This window comes from Arthrobacter sp. GAS37, assembly GCF_044908325.1.
Classification (GTDB): Bacteria; Actinomycetota; Actinomycetes; order Actinomycetales; family Micrococcaceae; genus Arthrobacter; species Arthrobacter ramosus.
Map to the genome: position 1 here is coordinate 37172 of NZ_JBIYDB010000017.1, position 15387 is coordinate 52558.

At 65.5% G+C, this 15387-nt stretch carries 14 protein-coding genes; 1 reads left to right on the plus strand and 13 read right to left on the minus strand.

Translation table 11 applies throughout. The annotated features are described in order from the left end of the window. Positions 1-5 precede the first annotated feature (5 nt). From ABH924_RS14580 to tdh, 11 genes are all read right to left on the minus strand, one after another. Positions 6-797, minus strand: a complete 792-nt coding sequence (locus tag ABH924_RS14580; protein ID WP_234750768.1) for a DeoR/GlpR family DNA-binding transcription regulator — start codon at positions 795-797, stop codon at positions 6-8. 23 nt (positions 798-820) lie between these two features. Further along, positions 821-1660, minus strand: a complete 840-nt coding sequence (locus ABH924_RS14585; protein WP_404499844.1) for a ketose-bisphosphate aldolase — start codon at positions 1658-1660, stop codon at positions 821-823. Beyond that, a complete protein-coding gene (locus ABH924_RS14590; protein ID WP_404499846.1) occupies positions 1657-2613 on the minus strand; it encodes a 1-phosphofructokinase family hexose kinase in 957 nt (318 codons plus the stop codon). Before ABH924_RS14590 ends, ABH924_RS14585 begins: the two co-directional genes overlap by 4 nt. Continuing rightward, positions 2610-3560, minus strand: a complete 951-nt coding sequence (locus ABH924_RS14595; protein ID WP_404499848.1) for an ROK family protein — start codon at positions 3558-3560, stop codon at positions 2610-2612. Before ABH924_RS14595 ends, ABH924_RS14590 begins: the two co-directional genes overlap by 4 nt. A gap of 8 nt (positions 3561-3568) precedes the next feature. Beyond that, positions 3569-4516, minus strand: a complete 948-nt coding sequence (locus ABH924_RS14600) for an SIS domain-containing protein (RefSeq protein ID WP_404499850.1) — start codon at positions 4514-4516, stop codon at positions 3569-3571. Between the two features lie 193 nt (positions 4517-4709). After that, positions 4710-5933: an imidazolonepropionase gene (gene hutI, locus ABH924_RS14605; protein WP_404499852.1), complete on the minus strand. Its 1224-nt coding sequence runs from the start codon at positions 5931-5933 to the stop codon at positions 4710-4712. A gap of 11 nt (positions 5934-5944) precedes the next feature. Beyond that, positions 5945-7057 carry an NAD(P)/FAD-dependent oxidoreductase gene (locus ABH924_RS14610; RefSeq protein ID WP_404499854.1) on the minus strand — a complete coding sequence of 371 codons (1113 nt, stop codon included), beginning with the start codon at positions 7055-7057 and terminating at the stop codon, positions 5945-5947. Positions 7058-7097: 40 nt separating this feature from the next. Beyond that, positions 7098-7568, minus strand: coding sequence for a pyridoxamine 5'-phosphate oxidase family protein (locus tag ABH924_RS14615; protein WP_234750775.1), 471 nt, complete (start codon positions 7566-7568; stop codon positions 7098-7100). A 54-nt stretch (positions 7569-7622) separates the two neighbouring features. Then, positions 7623-9023 (minus strand): 6-phospho-beta-glucosidase, encoded by a 1401-nt coding sequence (locus tag ABH924_RS14620; RefSeq protein ID WP_404499856.1) that lies wholly within the window; start codon positions 9021-9023, stop codon positions 7623-7625. A gap of 6 nt (positions 9024-9029) precedes the next feature. After that, positions 9030-10238, minus strand: coding sequence for a glycine C-acetyltransferase (locus tag ABH924_RS14625; RefSeq protein ID WP_404499858.1), 1209 nt, complete (start codon positions 10236-10238; stop codon positions 9030-9032). A gap of 44 nt (positions 10239-10282) precedes the next feature. Then, entirely contained in the window at positions 10283-11329 is a 1047-nt protein-coding gene (gene tdh / locus ABH924_RS14630; RefSeq protein WP_404499860.1) for an L-threonine 3-dehydrogenase, read from the minus strand. A 115-nt stretch (positions 11330-11444) separates the two neighbouring features. Here tdh and ABH924_RS14635 point away from each other — a divergent pair, with 115 nt between their 5' ends. After that, entirely contained in the window at positions 11445-12386 is a 942-nt protein-coding gene (locus ABH924_RS14635; protein WP_404499862.1) for a LysR family transcriptional regulator, read from the plus strand. Between the two features lie 67 nt (positions 12387-12453). Here ABH924_RS14635 and ABH924_RS14640 read toward each other — a convergent pair whose 3' ends face one another. Beyond that, positions 12454-13638 (minus strand): Gfo/Idh/MocA family protein, encoded by a 1185-nt coding sequence (locus ABH924_RS14640; protein WP_404499864.1) that lies wholly within the window; start codon positions 13636-13638, stop codon positions 12454-12456. Between the two features lie 10 nt (positions 13639-13648). Further along, entirely contained in the window at positions 13649-15370 is a 1722-nt protein-coding gene (locus ABH924_RS14645) for a DUF4091 domain-containing protein (RefSeq protein WP_404499866.1), read from the minus strand. Positions 15371-15387 lie beyond the last annotated feature (17 nt).

The following is a 15387-nucleotide window of genomic DNA, read 5'->3' on the forward strand; positions in this document are numbered from 1 at the left end:
CGCCGCTAGGCGTCCTTGGCCACGATCACTTCGGTGCCGCTGGCTTCAAATGCTGCTTTGTCCTCCGCCGTGATGCCCGAATCCGTGATGAGCCGCCGGAAATCGTACCCGGCCATTGCCGCGAAGGCGCGCTTGCCGATCTTCGTGGAGTCCGCCAGGACATAGGAGTCGGTGGCGCGCCGGGCCATGACGGTATTCACCATCGCTTCTCCCTCGTCGGTGATCGTGGGGCCGATCTTGGGATCGACTCCGTTGACGCCGATGAAGGCGATGTCCAAGGCAACCTTCTGCATGATGACATCCGTGTAAGGCCCGACCAGTTCATAGGAACGCGGGTTCAGGATGCCGCCGGTGACCATGATCTTGATGTTGGGGCGCACGGCAAGCTGGGCCGCGATGTTGATGGCGTTGGTGACCACCGTCAGCATGGGCCGGTTGGAGGGCGCGTTCAAGTCTTCGCGTGTGGACAGCACTTGGGCCAGGGCCGTGTTGGTGGTGCCGCCGCTGAGTCCGATCACTGCCCCGGGCATGATGAGCTCCGAAGCTGCCAAGGCAATTTGCTGCTTGGCCTCGGCGTGGTCATCCCTGTTGTATCGCCCCGGAAGTTCGTAGGCCACCGATCCCGTCGTTGCACCCCCGCGCGTACGGCTGAGCAGCCGCTGCTTGGCGAGGCTGTCCAGATCACGGCGCGCAGTGGCCGGCGAGACGGCCAGTCGGGTCACGATATCCTCGACCTCAACATGCCCTGACTCGGCGAGGAGATCAAGGATGGCTGTCAGTCGATCGTTGCGGGTCATCACGAACCTTCCGGAAATTGGGACTAGTTCACTTTCGCGAACAGCGTCAGCAGACGTGCGGTTTCCAACACCAGGGCGTCCCGTCCGGCCTTGATGTACTTGCGGGAGTCCACCACCGAGGGGTTGGCATCCAGGTACTCACGGACGGCGCGGGTGAAGAACCCGTTCAAGTGTGTGGATACGTTGATCTTAGTCATACCGGCCCGGATTGCCGCCACCAGCGTTTCATCCGCCACGCCGGAGGACCCGTGAAGGACGAGCGGCAGCCGGACGGCCTCCTTGAGCCGGGTGATGAGGGCCAAGTCCAGGGCTGCACTGCGTTCGGTCATCGCGTGCGAGGAACCGACGGCGACGGCGAGGGCGTCGACGCCGGTGGCGTCCACGAAGGAGCGGGCCTCGGCCGGATCCGTCCGGACTCCCGGAGCATGGGCACCGTCCTTGCCTCCCACTTTCCCGAGCTCGGCCTCGACGTAGACCCCGTGGTCCTGGGCGTATTTGGCGATCCGACGCGTGACTTCAACGTTCGAGTCATAGGGCAAGTGCGCGCCGTCGTACATGACGGACCCGAACCCGAGGTCGACGGCCTGCAGGGCCAGCTCTTCGGATTCGGCGTGGTCCAGGTGCAGTGCCACGGGCACCGAAGAGTCCCGGGCGATGGACATGGCACCCCGGGCAATCGGGACGAGTCCGCCGTGGAAACGGACGCAGTTCTCCGAGATTTGCAGGATCAACGGGACACCCGCTGTCTCCGCCCCGGCCACCAGGCCTTCCGCTGTTTCGAGGTGGATGACGTTGAAGGCGCCCTGTCCGATTCCGTTGGCCGCGGCGGTATCCATGAGTTCCCGTGTACTGACGAGCGTCACAGGGTCTCCTTCCAGCTGAGAATGAGTTGGTCTTCGAGGTCCGCGTAGAGCGGCGAGATCTCGCCGGCGGCCGGCATGAGCACCGCGGCGGCGGACCAGGCTGTTGCCCGGCGGAGGATCGTTGGGATGTCGGTGATGCCGGCGGCGAGCGCGACGGCGGCCGCCGCCACACCGGCGTCGCCGGCTCCCGTGGGGTTGCCTTTGAGTGGTTCCGGGAGCCGGGCGCTCCAGTAGCCTCCGGGGGCGGCATGGTGGAACGCAAGCATGCCTTCAGCGCCGGCACTGACCAGGACCGTCTTGGCGCCGAGGGCGATCAATCGCCGTGCCGCGACGTCCAGGCTGCCTTCCCCCGTTGCTTCGAGGAGTTCGTGGTTGTTGGGCTTGAGGAGGTCCGCCCCGGCCCGTGCGGCGGCGATGATCCCGGGACCGGAGGTATCGACGACGGCGGGAATCCCGGCGTCGTGAGCGAGACGCACCAGCGCCGGGTAGAAGTCGGCGGGTGCGCCGGGCGGCAGGCTGCCGGAACCGACAAGCACTCCCGCGCTTTGCCCGTCGAGGGCGTCGACGACGGCGGCGGCCAGTGCCTGCCATTCGGACGGTTGGAGCGGGCTCCCCTCTTCATTGAAGATGGACGTTTCGCCGCCCACCGTGTCCACGAGGGCGATGCTGCGCCGTGTTTCCACGGCGACCGGAATCAGGCGATGCGGCACGCCGCTGCTGCGCAGTTCGGCAGCGAATTCCGCACCGGCCGTGCCGCCCGAGGGGGCGAGGGCCAGCACGGGGTGGCCCAGCTGGTGTGCCACGCGCGCAACGTTGAGGCCTTTTCCACCTGCGCGGCTGAGGGGTGCGGCGACGCGATGGCTTGCTCCGGGGGTGATGCCTGCGACGTGGTAGCTGAGGTCGATGGCCGGATTGGGCGAGACGGTGATGACCCGTTTCATGGGCTGTTTCATCGCCTCGTCCCCGTGCCGGAGGCGGCCTTCGCGGCCGGGAGCAGGGCCCGGGCCCTCATGGCGGCGCCGAGCAGGCCTGCATCCTGGCCCAGTTGGGCGCGCATGATGATGGGCCGGCGCTGGAAATCGAGCAGTCCGTCGAGGCGCGAACGGAGTGGCTGCAGGAGTCCTTCTCCCGCTTCGGCAAGGCCGCCGCCCACCACCACGGCTTCGGTGCCGATGATGCTGACGCATTGGCTGAGGCTGAAGGCGAGCGCATCCACGGCGTCGGCCCAGATCCGTGCCGCAAGTGCATCGCCTGCTTTGGCCCGTTCGAGGACTTCACGGGCACCGGTGCGCGGAGTTCCGGCTTTGTCGCTGTAACGCCGGGCGATCGCTCCGGCGGAGCCGACTGCCTCGAGGATCGTGTGGCCCGGGCCGTCGGGGTCCGGAACGAGGGCGTGGCCCAGTTCCCCGGCGAAGCCGCCCGCGCGCACCGGGTACCCGTCGGAGATGACGGCGGCGGCGATCCCGGTGCCAACCACCATCACCACGACGTTTCGAAAATCGCGGGCCGCTCCGAAACGGAATTCGGCTTCAGCGGCCGTGCTGACATCGTGGCCGAAGGAGACCGGCAGCCCGAGGCGCTGCGCGGCCTTTTCACCAAAGGGAAAGTTCCGCCACCCCAGGTTCGCCGAATAGATCCCCACTCCGGTGTCGGAGTCCACGATTCCCGGAACGACAATGCACGCGGCCTTCGCCGGGTGGCCGGGGAATTCGGCGGCAAACTCAGCAGCCAGCGCGGCGATGGCGTCCAGGATCGACTCGCCCGGCCGCAAGGGATCATGCGGCGTAGCAGTGCGGCGCAGGCCCAGGACATTCCCGGCTGCGTCGACAAGGCCTGCCTTCAGATCCGTGCCGCCGACATCGAAGGCCAAGACTGCGGATTCAGCGGCTCCGAGAACCATGGGATTGCCTAGGCCGTGGCGTTCAGGACAACAGAGCGCGTGAGGTTGCGCGGAAGATCGGGGTTTAGGCCGCGCACGCGCGCCCGCTCCAGGGTGACCTTATGGACCCGAGCCAGCTCGGCGAGCGGATGCTTGCCGGTGTTGACGTAGAGGGCGCCTGTGCGGCTCATGTCGGCGTCCAGCCCCTCGGGTTGCGGGCCGAAGATCCACGTCACCCGGCCAGGCGCGGCAATGGAGATGGGCCCGTGCCGGTATTCCATCGCCGGATAGGATTCGGTCCAGCCCTGCACTGCTTCGCGCATCTTGAGGCCGGCTTCGTGGGCCAGGCCAACGGTCCAGCCGGTACCGAGGAAGGTGAACTGTTCGGCGTCGAGCAGCTCCTGGGAAACAGGCTCGGTGACGGCAGTGCGGGCGTCCTCGATTGCCGGGCCGAGCTCGATGCCCAGGCTCGTCAGGAGGTACACGAGGGCCGTCGTCGCGAAGCGGGTCTGGACCACCGATTTCTCGTCGGCGTAGGGAAGGCCGATCACGGCGTCGGCCAGGGTGGTGATGGGCGAATTCACGTCCCCGATCACCGCAATCGTCCTGGGTTTTCCGCTGACGGCCTTTCCGCGCACGGCTTCCAGGAGCTCAAGTACCTCCGTGGTGGTGCCGGAGCGGGTGATGGCGATGACGGCGTCGTATTGGCGGCCGGCGCTGTTGTGATTGAGGAAGGCTTCGGATGCTGCGAACGCGTCGGTGACGCCGTTGCCCGCGGCTTCGCGGGCAGCGGCATAGCTCTGCGCCATGAACCATGAGGTACCGCAACCGACGACGGCGATCCGCTCGCCGTCAGCGGGAAGCAGGTGCCCAGCCTTGGCTCGCTCAAGTTCGCATTGCTCGATGGCCCGCTTCCAGACCTCGGGCTGCGAAACAAGCTCTTGTTCCATGAAGGCCCCGAGGGTGTTGTTACTCATCGCACTTACCATTCCTGTCCGCGCTTCTTTGACGCGCTCTTCAACACTCAATGCTTTGACGTTTTATGATCCATATAAACACTAAACGATCATATTCAATCGCACAAGGATCGTGACGGGCCTCGGCGCGCCGAAAGCAAAGGCAGGGCCCCTCCATCCGGAGAGGCCCTGCCTTGTTGACTCGAGAGCGCCGCTAGACCTCGCGCACGCCTGCCCGCCACACCGCGAAAGTCAGCGGGATACCGGGCCGGTACGCCAGGTGCGTCGCCGACGGCGCCTTGAGCATGTGCAGGTCTGCGCGGTGCCCGACGGCGATCGATCCCACCGCCCGTTCGCCGTCGACGTCGTTGCCCGACTCCCTGCCGAGCGCGAGCGCACCGCCATACGTGGCCGCCCGGACGGCTTCGTGGACGCTCAGGTGCATCTGCAGAACCGCCGTGGTGACGCAGAAGGCGATGGAGCTCGTGTAGGAGGTGCCGGGGTTGCAGTTCGCGGCCAAGGCAATCTGCACCCCCGCGTCGATCAGTGCGCGGCCCGGGGCGAGCGGCTGGCGGGTGGAGAGATCGCACGCCGGCAGGCACGTGGCCACCGTGCCGCGCGTGCCCGTTCCGGTCGAGGCGTCCCAGCCGCTCCAGGTTCCGGCGAGCGCCTTGATGTCGGCCGCTGAAAGATAATTGACGTGGTCAACGCTGGCCGCACCGAACTCCACGGCCAACTGCACGCCAGGTCCTTCGCCCAATTGGTTGCCGTGGACACGCAGGCCCAGGCCCGCATCGCGGCAGGCGGTCAGGACGCGGCGCGACTGTTCTTCGGTGAAAGCGCCGCGCTCGCAGAAAACGTCGGCCCAGCTGACGTACGGGCGGACGGCGTCGAGCATTGGGCCGCAGACGAGGTCCGTGTATTCCTCGGCGTCAGCTCCGGCCGGGACCAAGTGCGCGCCGAGGTAGGTGACTTCGTCCACGGTCGCGGCGGCGATGCGTGCACTGCGGGCCTCGTTCTCAAGGTCCAGTCCGTAGCCGGTCTTGCTCTCGAGGTAGGTGGTGCCTTGGGAGACGGCTTCGGCCACGCGCCCGGCGGCGAGTCGGGTCAGTTCCTCGTCGCTCGCGGCGCGGGTGGCGCCTGTGGTGACGGCGATGCCGCCGGCGCTGTAGCTCTGGCCGGCCATCCTGGCCTCGAATTCGGCGGTGCGGTCTCCGGCGAAAATCAGGTGCGAGTGCGAGTCCACCCACCCCGGGAGCACGGCGCGGCCCTCCGCGTCCACGTGCTCATCAGCCGAGGGAGCCTCCGATGCCGGACCGATCCAGGAAATCCGCTCACCTTCGATCACCACGGCGGCGTCCTTGAGGACACGATGCTCCGCGTCCTGGGTCATCAGTTCGCCGATGTTGCTGATCAGTGTGCTCGTCTGCCCGCTCATGAACCTATTGTTCAACGGCGGATGGACCAACGGGTGGCCGCGAGCGACCCCGGTGTCCGGGATACCGGACTGATGCCCGATGCAGGGCCAACGATCCCCGAACCCAGGATCTCGGCGGCAGCGAGTTCAGCAATGGCGGAGGAGGTCTGGAAACCGTAACCGCCTTGGCCCGCAAGCCAGTAGAAGCCGGGAGCCTCGGCGTCGAAACCCACCACCGGAACACCGTCGGCAGCTTCGGTGCGCAACCCGGTCCATGCTTTGGCCACGGAGCGGATGCCCAGCGACGTGATCGAATTCAGCCGGGCCACGAGCTCTTCCACGTCGCCGGGACGCGGCTGTGCGTCTTCGGGGCCACTCGGCACCGTCTCCGACGGCGAAATGAGCACTTGCTCCCCCTCGCGCCGGAAGTAGTAGGAGTCATCCGCTGCCGCCACCATGGGGGTGCCCGGCGCAAGCGGGCGTTCGACGTCGACGATTGCAGCAGTACGCCGGAACGGCTGCAAGCCCAGCTTTTCCACCCCGCTCAGGACCGCGAGTTCGTCCGCCCAGGCACCTGCCGCGTTGACGACGACGGCGGACTGGAAACCTTCCAGCCCGGCGCCCAATTGCCAGCCGGAACCGAGGCGTTGGGCCAAATGGACCCGGGCGCCGGTGATGATGTCCACTCCCCCGGCCTCGGCCCGTTGCCGGTGGTCTTCCAAGAGCACGGGCGCATTGCAGGCGAACGACCCTGTATCCAGGCCGGCGGCCGTGAACGATCCGGGATTCAGTGCCGGGCACAACTCAAGGGCTTCGGCGTGCGTGATGGGGTGCATGTGCCCGCTGGCTTCTGCCTTGACGGTGGCTTCGTCGCCCACCAACATAAACGAGCGCGGTTCCAGTACCGGTACCGGCAACGCGGCGTCGCGGGCTACCATCAGTTCCAGCGTGCGGACGGTGAGTTCCTGCACGACGGCTGGGCCGAAACTTGGGATCAACTGCCGGGCCGAGCGGGAGGACGTGTGGTAGGCCAGCGTCTGTTCGGCTTCCACGAGGGCCACCGAACACTGGCCGGCCAGCGCTGAGGCCAGCGACAACCCGGCGATGCCTCCGCCGACAATTACCACATCATAATTTGCAGCCATCCCCCCATCCTGTCAGCGCACAGGCGCAGATGCGAGAGGGCTATTCCACCGCGGACCGCTTGATGCCGCTGTAGGGGGTCCACCACGTGAGCGGCTCCGTGACGGTGAAGCGCCGCCCGGAGATCGAATCCGCAGGAACCCGCACGAAGTGGTCCTTCTTGCCGGCTTCCCACGGAAACAGGGGCAACGAGAACGAGTTGACCACGTCGTCGAGCTGTTTGACGGGCGTCGCTTTGCCGTGGAGCACAACACTCCATGCGACTCCCGTGTTCGCATCGACGCCGTCCACTTCCATGGCCACCGGGAATTCGCCCAACGCCGCGACCAGCTTTGTGCCCGCTCCGGTCCTGAAGACAACCGTCCCCTGGTCCACGGTGTAATTGATCGGAAAAATGTCAGGGTGGTCTCCGAGCCACACGGCCAGCCTGCCGACGGACACGCCCCTCAGGAGATTCCAGCATTGCTGCGAATCCAACACCTCGGTTACACGTTGTGCTGCATCTTTGTCCATGCTGCAGATACTAGGCCTCCGATCCCCTGCGGGACAGGGCTTAGGCGAAGGGGTTCAGCGCAGGTATTGGAGCTCCTTGAAATGGCTGATGTAGTCATCCAGGAGTGCTTCTGCCACCCTGACCGAGTCCACGAGCGGGTTCATGGCCATCGCCTTGTAGGCGGAGCGCCGGGAACCCGTGAGAGCAGCGTCGATCGTGGCACGTTCCACCGCTTTGGCGTTGATGACGAGTCCGCGCGCGTAGTCCGGAAGAGCCTTTGCCGGGAGCAAGCGGACTCCGCCGGCATCCACGAGGCAGGGCGCCTCGATGACGGCGTCGGCGTCGAGCTCAGACAGGGTGCGCCCATTGGGGACATTCAGGATCAGGCGGGCCGTTTCCCCCTGGCTGATAGCGCGCATGATCGCCAAAGCTACGGCCTCGTAGCCGCCGGACACCAGGTCATCAGGGTCGCGTTCGAACGTACCGGCTGCCTCCCGGTTGCTTTGCATGTACGTCTCTTCGCGATCGAGCTTGGTCTTTTCCCAGAGCCTGAGGGCCGGTTTCGACGACGGGACCCCCGGGGCGGGCTCCGCACCGCCGTCGCTCGCTTCCGCCAGCCCGCTGTAGAAGGACGACTGCTGCCGCGCCAAGTAGGCGCCGCGGGTGGTTTCGGCGCGCCGGTCAGCGTCGAGCGCTTCCCGCCTGAAGTAGTAGTAATGCAGATACTCGTTGGGAACCGCGCCCAGGGCTTTGATCCAGGAAGCGCCGAACAGCCGGCCTTCTTCGAAGGACTCGATGGCGCCGTCGTCGGCCAGGAGCCGCGGCAGGACATCCTCACCGTCGACTACCAGCCCGCGCAGCCAGCCCAGGTGGTTGAGGCCGATGTAGTCGATTTCCACGGAACCGTCCCGAAAGGCTGCCGCTCCGCGGTGGACTCCGGTTGCGAGCAGGCATCTCCTGGCCAGCCCCACCGGCGAATCGCAGATCCCCACCACCTTGCTGCCAAGGACCCGCGTCATGACTTCGGTGATGACCCCGGCCGGATTGGTGAAGTTGATGAACCAGGCTTCCGGAGCATGCTTCTTCACCGACTCGGCGATGTCCAGGACTACGGGAATGGTCCGCAGGGCATAGGAAATCCCGCCGGCGCCGACGGTCTCCTGCCCGATGACGCCGTGCTCCAGGGCAATCCGTTCATCGGCGGCGCGTCCCTCCAGGCCACCCACCCGGATGGCGGAGAAGATGAAGTCAGTACCGGGCAGGGCTTCGGACAGCTCCGTGAACATCCTCACTGAGGGTGCGCAGGGCACCCCCTCGGCCAGGTCGGCAAGGACCCTGGCCACCACGCCCAGGCGCGCGGGGTCGGCATCGAACAGCCTCAGTTCGGTGACACGGCCGGGCCCATGGTCCGACAGCAATGCTGAATAGACCAGGGGAACCCGGAATCCCCCGCCGCCCAGGATGGTGAGGATCATGGGAACTCAGAGCCCCGCGGCTGCGCGGCTCTTCACGAAGGCCTCAACACACGCCTCGACGTCCTCGGAGCTGTGTGCCGCCGAGAGCTGCACGCGGATCCGGGCTGCTCCCTTGGGTACCACCGGGTAGCTGAACGCCGTGACGAACACTCCGTGGTGGAGCATCTCGTCGGCAACCTTCGCGGCCACCACGGCGTCGCCGAACATCACCGGAATGATGGCGTGCTCGCCGTCGAGCAGTTCGAAGCCTTCCTCGCTCATGCGGCGGCGGAACAAGGCAGCGTTCTCGAAGAGCCTGGAGCGGAGCTCGCCCGAGCCCCGGACCAGCTCAATGGCCTTGATGGTGGCTGCAACGATCGCCGGAGCCAGGGAGTTGGAGAACAGGTACGGGCGGGCCTTCTGGCGCAGCATGGCGATGATTTCGCTGCGGCCGGAGACGTAGCCGCCGGAGGCGCCGCCAAGGGCCTTGCCGAACGTGCCGGTGTAGATGTCGATCCTGTCGGAAACACCGGCGTGTTCCGGGGTTCCGGCACCGGTGGCTCCCATGAAGCCGACGGCGTGGGAATCGTCCACCATGACCAGCGCCTCGTGCTTTTCCGCGAGATCGCAGATGGCCTCAAGCGGAGCAAGGTAGCCGTCCATGGAGAAGACGCCGTCCGTCACGACGATCTTGCGCCGGGCCGGGGCCTCGCCGGTTGAGGCCTCGATGAGCTTGGCTTCGAGGTCAGCCATGTCCTGGTTGGCGTAGCGGAAGCGCTTGGCCTTGCTGAGCCGGATGCCGTCGATGATGGAGGCGTGGTTCAGGGAATCGGAGATGATGGCGTCCTCGGCCCCGAACAGGGACTCGAAAACGCCTCCGTTGGCGTCGAAGCAGCTGGAGAACAGGATGGTGTCCTCGGTTCCGAGGAACCGTGAGACGCGGGCCTCGAGCTCAAGGTGCAGGTCCTGGGTGCCGCAGATGAAACGGACGGATGCCATGCCGAAGCCGCGGTCGTCCATGGCGGACTTGGCGGCCGCGATGATGTCCGGGTGGTCTGCGAGGCCCAGGTAGTTGTTCGCGCAGAAGTTCAGGACGGTATTCGCCGGCTGGCCGAGCTGGCCTGCGGAGATGTGGCTGGCCTGCGGCGAGTCAATGTGGCGTTCGGTCTTGAAGAGGCCCGCGGTGCGGATCTCTTCAAGTTCGCCCTGCAGCTGGTCTTTGATGCTTGAGTACATGGTGGCTCCTGGTACTGGGGTCTTGGGGAGGACTTTACGGTGTCTTAGATTTCGGTCCAGTCGAGGACGACCTTGCCGCCTGTGCCGGCGCGGGCGATTTCGAAACCCTTTTCCCAGTCGGTGGCGGACAGCTTGTCCGTGACGACGGCGGAAATGTGGCTGTGCAGTTCGGGGTTGGAGGACAGCATGGCGCTCATGGCGTACCAGGTTTCGTACATCTCGCGGCCGTAGATGCCCTTGAGGGTCAGCATGTGGGTGACCACTTTGCCCCAGTCGATGTCAATGGATTGGCTGGGCAAGCCAAGCATGGCGATGCGTCCGCCGTGGTTCATGTTGTTGATCATCTCAGGCAGGGCCGTGGGATGTCCGGACATTTCCAGGCCGATGTCGAATCCTTCGCGCATGCCGAGCTCGAGCTGGGCATCCTTGACGCGCATCTTCGACACATCGACGGCGAGGTCCACGCCCATCTTCCGGGCGAGTTCGAGGCGGGGAGCGGAGACGTCCGTGATGGCGATCTTGCGGGCACCGGCGTGGCGCGCGACGGCGATTGCCATGAGTCCGATGGGTCCGGCACCTGTGATGAGCACGTCCTCGCCGACCAGGGGGAAGCTCAGGGCGGTGTGGACGGCGTTGCCGAAGGGATCGAAGATGGCGCCGAGCTCCGGAGTAATGGAGGGATCCTGGTGGACCCAGACGTTGGTCTCCGGGATGACAACGTATTCGGCGAAGGCGCCATCGCGCTGCACGCCCACGGACACCGTGTGGATGCACATCTGGCGGCGGCCTGCACGGCAATTGCGGCAAATGCCGCAGACCACGTGGCCTTCCCCGGAGACACGGTCACCGACCTTGACGTCGCGGACGTCCTCGCCCACGGAGACCACTTCGCCGTAGAACTCGTGTCCCGCGATCAACGGAGCCTCGATGATGCCCTGCGCCCAAGCGTCCCAGGATTGGATGTGCAGGTCCGTTCCGCAGATACCGGTGGTCATGACGCGGATCTTGACGTCGCTGGGACCTGCCTCCGGCTCGGGCCGTTCGACGAGTTCAAAACCAGCGTGGGGACCGGACTTGTAGAGAGCCTTCATGGGTCTTCCTAACTCAAGGGATTGGGCCGTTTGTGTGCCGTTTCACTTCATTGAAACCCCACGGACGGTTTAGCACAACTAGGTTTTTCTCAATCAACGATTTAGCATTTGCTTAATGGAAGTACATCAGCTCCAAATGCTCAGGGAACTAGGAGATCTCGGTAGTGTCAAGGCCGTGGCCGAGACGCTCATGGTCACTCCGTCGGCCGTCTCCCAGCAGCTCGCACTCCTGCAGAAGTCTGTGGAGGTGCCCTTGACCCGCAAGGAAGGCCGCGCCCTGGTGCTCACCGATGCGGGCCGGGTCCTCGCCGACGCCGGAGCCGCCGTCGTGAATGCGCTCGCCGACGCCCGGGCCGCCATCGGCGCGTACCACGATTCCCCGGGTTCCACCGTGACCGTGAGCGCTTTCCACAGTGCGGGCCAGGCTTTGTTCGCTCCGCTCGCGGCTTTGCTGACCAGAGCGCGCAACGCGGGTCCGGAAAACAGTGTTCCCCGCGTGAAGCTCGCCGACGAAGACGTCGCACAGGAGGATTTTCCTGGACTGGCCGCGCGCTATGACCTAGTGCTGGCGCACCGGATGGAGCACAGCCCCGGCTGGCCCACCGACAAAGTAGCCGTGATCCCGCTCGCCGACGAACCGCTCGACGTCGCGTTGCCTGCCGGGCATCCGCTCGCGGCGCGACGCGAACTCAGGCCGGCCGACGTCGTCGGGCAGCAGTGGGTGACCAGCCGCGCCGGCTACTCCCCCGCGGACGTGCTGGCCGCCGTCGTCGCCGTCAGCGGGCGTCCGGCGGATGTCCTGCACCGCATCAACGACTACTCAACCGTGGCCTCGCTCGTGGCGGCCGGTGGCGCGATTGGTTTGCTCCCGCGGTTCACCGCCCAGCGGGTACTGGACGCCGGCGTCGTGCTGCGTCCGCTCGCGGGGGTGAATTCCGTGCGCAAGATCGACATCCTGGCGAGGCCGGAGACCCTGAAACGGAAATCGGTCATGACGGTCTGCGAAGCACTGCAGACCGTCATGACCGAACTTGCCGGCGGTATCCAGCCCAACTGACTCGCATTTGTTGACGTTATGGGCGCCCAATACGACAACAAATGCGAGTTACTTGGGAGCTGGGACGCTAAAGTTCCCGGACCCGGGCCGGCTGGCCTGCGTTGAAGTACTCCAGGAGCTCTTCGGGCAACGCCGGAACTTCGCGGGTGCAACCGTCGCCGCGGAGGGACTCGGTGGCAAGCACTCCCGCAGCCACGGCCTCGCGGGCCGCGATCGGCGACGTCGCCGTGGTTCCCCCGTCCTTGGCGAACCGCAGGAACTCAGCTATGAGCAAGGGGTCCGCACCGCCGTGGCCGCCTTCTCCGTCACGGACCAAGACCTTCTGGTCGGGCTCGGCGAAGCCGGAGGTTGTCCGCGTCGTCCATACGTAGATCTGGTCGCCGGCCCCGTCACCGAAGTTCTCGATCCTGCCTTTGGTGCCGATCACCGTGTAGTTCCGCCAATAGTCCGGGGTGAAATGGCACTGCTGGTACGAGGCGAGTACGCCGTTGTCCAGGACCATGTTCATCATTGAAATGTCCTCGACGTCGATCGTCTCGGCGAGGTCCGTCTGCTCGGTGGGGGGCCAATTGTCGACGGAGAACCAATCACCCATCCGGCGCGCCGTGTTGTCGCGGCGGGAAGCGACGTCCCCGTAGACGGCCAGCTCGCCGATCGCCTGCACCTTGGTGCTGTATCCCCCGGCGAGCCAGTGGATGACGTCGATATCGTGCGCGCCCTTTTGCAGCAGCAGCCCTGTGGTGTTGGCACGCTGGGCATGCCAATCCTTGAAATAGTAGTCCCCGCCGTTCCCCACGAAGTGCCGGCACCAGACTGCCTTGACGTCACCGATGGTCCCGGCCTGGATGATGTCGCGCATCTGCACCACCACCGGCATGTGGCGCATGTTGTGGCCCACATAGAGTCGCGTTCCGGTGTCGAAGGCCGTCTGGAGGATAAGGTCGGCTGCCTCCAGCGTGACGTCAAGCGGTTTCTCGCAGAACGTGGGAATGCCCGCCTTGAGCGTCCGGACGGCGACGGCGGAGTGCTGGTTGTCCGGAGTCAGGACCAGGACCGCGTCCAGGCCGGAGGTCAACAGGACGTCCAAGTCGTCGGTGATTACCGCCGTCGGGATCTTTTCGGCCGCATCCGCCCTGCCGCGCTCGCCCAGATCGCACACGACGGTGACTTCCGAACCGTGGCCGGGCTTGTGCGCGTGGCGCCACAGCGACGACCGCAAGCCGAATCCGACGATGCCTACTTTGAGGTCCATGAGTACTTTCCTAACTAGAGAAGTTGTTGCGCCGGCGTGTTTGACCCACGCGCTGCGCGATTCCTTGGTTGACCAGCTCGCGGACCCTACGGTAATGAAGGGGGTCGTAGCTGAAGCTGTCCATGGCGAGGCTCCCGCCCGAGCCGTTCGTATCGATGAGCGCGAGCACCTCCTCGCGACCGGCCAGCTTGGCCAGGAGCGAGAGTGCCCTGTGGTCCCACATGGCCTGAGCGAACACCTTGTAGCGGATCGACTCCCACGGCACCCCATCCGGTCCCGGGTAGACCATGAAGGCGTCGCCGCCCGGGAAAGCTCCTCCGGCACAGGTGTCCTTGAACGGGTCGACGGGCGCCAGCGAGTGGGCTGTGTTGTAGAAGTTGAATCCCCAATGCAGGAAGCCCGCACATGCCAGGGCAAAGAGCTGGTGGCCCAACACCCGGTTTCGCACTGAAGGCATGGAAATGAACCGGTTGGCAACGCCGGTGTCCTGTGCGACGCAGTAGTAGACCCACAGGTCTTTCACCCCGGCCGCCAGGAACGGTGCCACAGCATCGCTTGCCACCACCGGATTCGGCACTGCTCCGCTGCTGTAGAACTCAAAGTCGCTCAGGGCGTCAACCACTGTCAGCCCGTCCAGGAGATCCGCGACGACGTCCTTTGCCTGTTGGTACCCCGCCAGGGCTTCGGCGCCCTCTGGTTCATCGGAAATGTGGAAAATGACCCGGTCAAGCGACCAGTGCTCGGCCAGGAATGAGCGCAGGGCCGGCAGCAGTTCGGCCATCAGCTCCCGGTAAGACGGCGACGTCGACGGCACGTCCCAGCCAAAGCGCCGCTCCGGGCCTTGCGTGGTCTCGACATAGATCGCCGGCGTCGCCTTGGCACCCCATTGCGTGAACAAGTGGGCAATTTCCAAGTACTGGATGCCGTGTTTGGCACAAAGGCCCACCCAGCGCAGCAGCTTGCTGAAATCAAAGTGATAGCCGGAATCTTCGCGGATCCCGATCAGCTGGGTGGGCAGCCGTGTTCCCCCGATGGCTGTGTCGAGCGGAGGGGTCCACGTGGGCGTCAGCAGGGAGTTGGCTCCCATCCTTGCCGCAGACCCCATGAAGGCATCGATGATCGACCAATGCTCTTCGCTGAAGACGCCGACGCCGTAATGGCTCGCCAAGCCGTCGCAGTGGAGCCAGTGGGCGTTGACGATCTCCAGCTCCGGCGCTTGAGCAGGCAGCACCGTGACATCGATGGTGGTGCTGAAGAGCGTATTGCCTTCCATATGCCGCACCGAGATCCCGAGTTCGTGATCGCCAGCGTTCTCGGCGGATGGCACCATGAGATCGATCCATGCAGCCGTCCACTGCCCACAGAGGGGCTTGATCAGCCCATCCGGGGCAGGCCTCAAAAGGTCGGGATACAAACCGGGAGTGTCCCGGTCATAGCCGCTATCATGCTGCGGGAATGCCGCCAAGGAACAGGGCACCAGCTCAACCTGCGAAATGGAGGCAAACCCTGCCGCCGGACTATCGATTACAACTTCCAACGCCCCCGAGAGCCGAAAATCGTGTTTCATCGGCGGCCTGAGGGCCACCTGGACCGACGCGGTCTCGCCAGGGAAAACGGACATCGGGATGGTCCTGTCGAAAGGCCGTGGCGAAGCGTCCGGGTAGACCTTTTCCAAGGAGTCCACCAGCACGAACGACCAGCCGTCCGGCTGGACCGGGTTCTGTTCCGTCAAGGCTGCGATCCTTTCCT

Excerpts from the sequence above, each read along its gene's own strand:
- ABH924_RS14580 (WP_234750768.1), bottom strand. The coding sequence starts at position 797 with ATGACCCGCAACGATCGACTGACAGCCATCCTTGATCTCCTCGCCGAG.
- ABH924_RS14625 (WP_404499858.1), bottom strand. The coding sequence starts at position 10,238 with ATGTACTCAAGCATCAAAGACCAGCTGCAGGGCGAACTTGAAGAGATC.
- ABH924_RS14595 (WP_404499848.1), bottom strand. The coding sequence starts at position 3,560 with ATGGTTCTCGGAGCCGCTGAATCCGCAGTCTTGGCCTTCGATGTCGGC.
- ABH924_RS14610 (WP_404499854.1), bottom strand. The coding sequence starts at position 7,057 with ATGGCTGCAAATTATGATGTGGTAATTGTCGGCGGAGGCATCGCCGGG.
- ABH924_RS14620 (WP_404499856.1), bottom strand. The coding sequence starts at position 9,023 with ATGATCCTCACCATCCTGGGCGGCGGGGGATTCCGGGTTCCCCTGGTC.
- hutI (WP_404499852.1), bottom strand. The coding sequence starts at position 5,933 with ATGAGCGGGCAGACGAGCACACTGATCAGCAACATCGGCGAACTGATG.
- ABH924_RS14590 (WP_404499846.1), bottom strand. The coding sequence starts at position 2,613 with ATGAAACAGCCCATGAAACGGGTCATCACCGTCTCGCCCAATCCGGCC.
- ABH924_RS14600 (WP_404499850.1), bottom strand. The coding sequence starts at position 4,516 with ATGAGTAACAACACCCTCGGGGCCTTCATGGAACAAGAGCTTGTTTCG.
- ABH924_RS14615 (WP_234750775.1), bottom strand. The coding sequence starts at position 7,568 with ATGGACAAAGATGCAGCACAACGTGTAACCGAGGTGTTGGATTCGCAG.
- tdh (WP_404499860.1), bottom strand. The coding sequence starts at position 11,329 with ATGAAGGCTCTCTACAAGTCCGGTCCCCACGCTGGTTTTGAACTCGTC.
- ABH924_RS14640 (WP_404499864.1), bottom strand. The coding sequence starts at position 13,638 with ATGGACCTCAAAGTAGGCATCGTCGGATTCGGCTTGCGGTCGTCGCTG.
- ABH924_RS14635 (WP_404499862.1), top strand. The coding sequence starts at position 11,445 with ATGGAAGTACATCAGCTCCAAATGCTCAGGGAACTAGGAGATCTCGGT.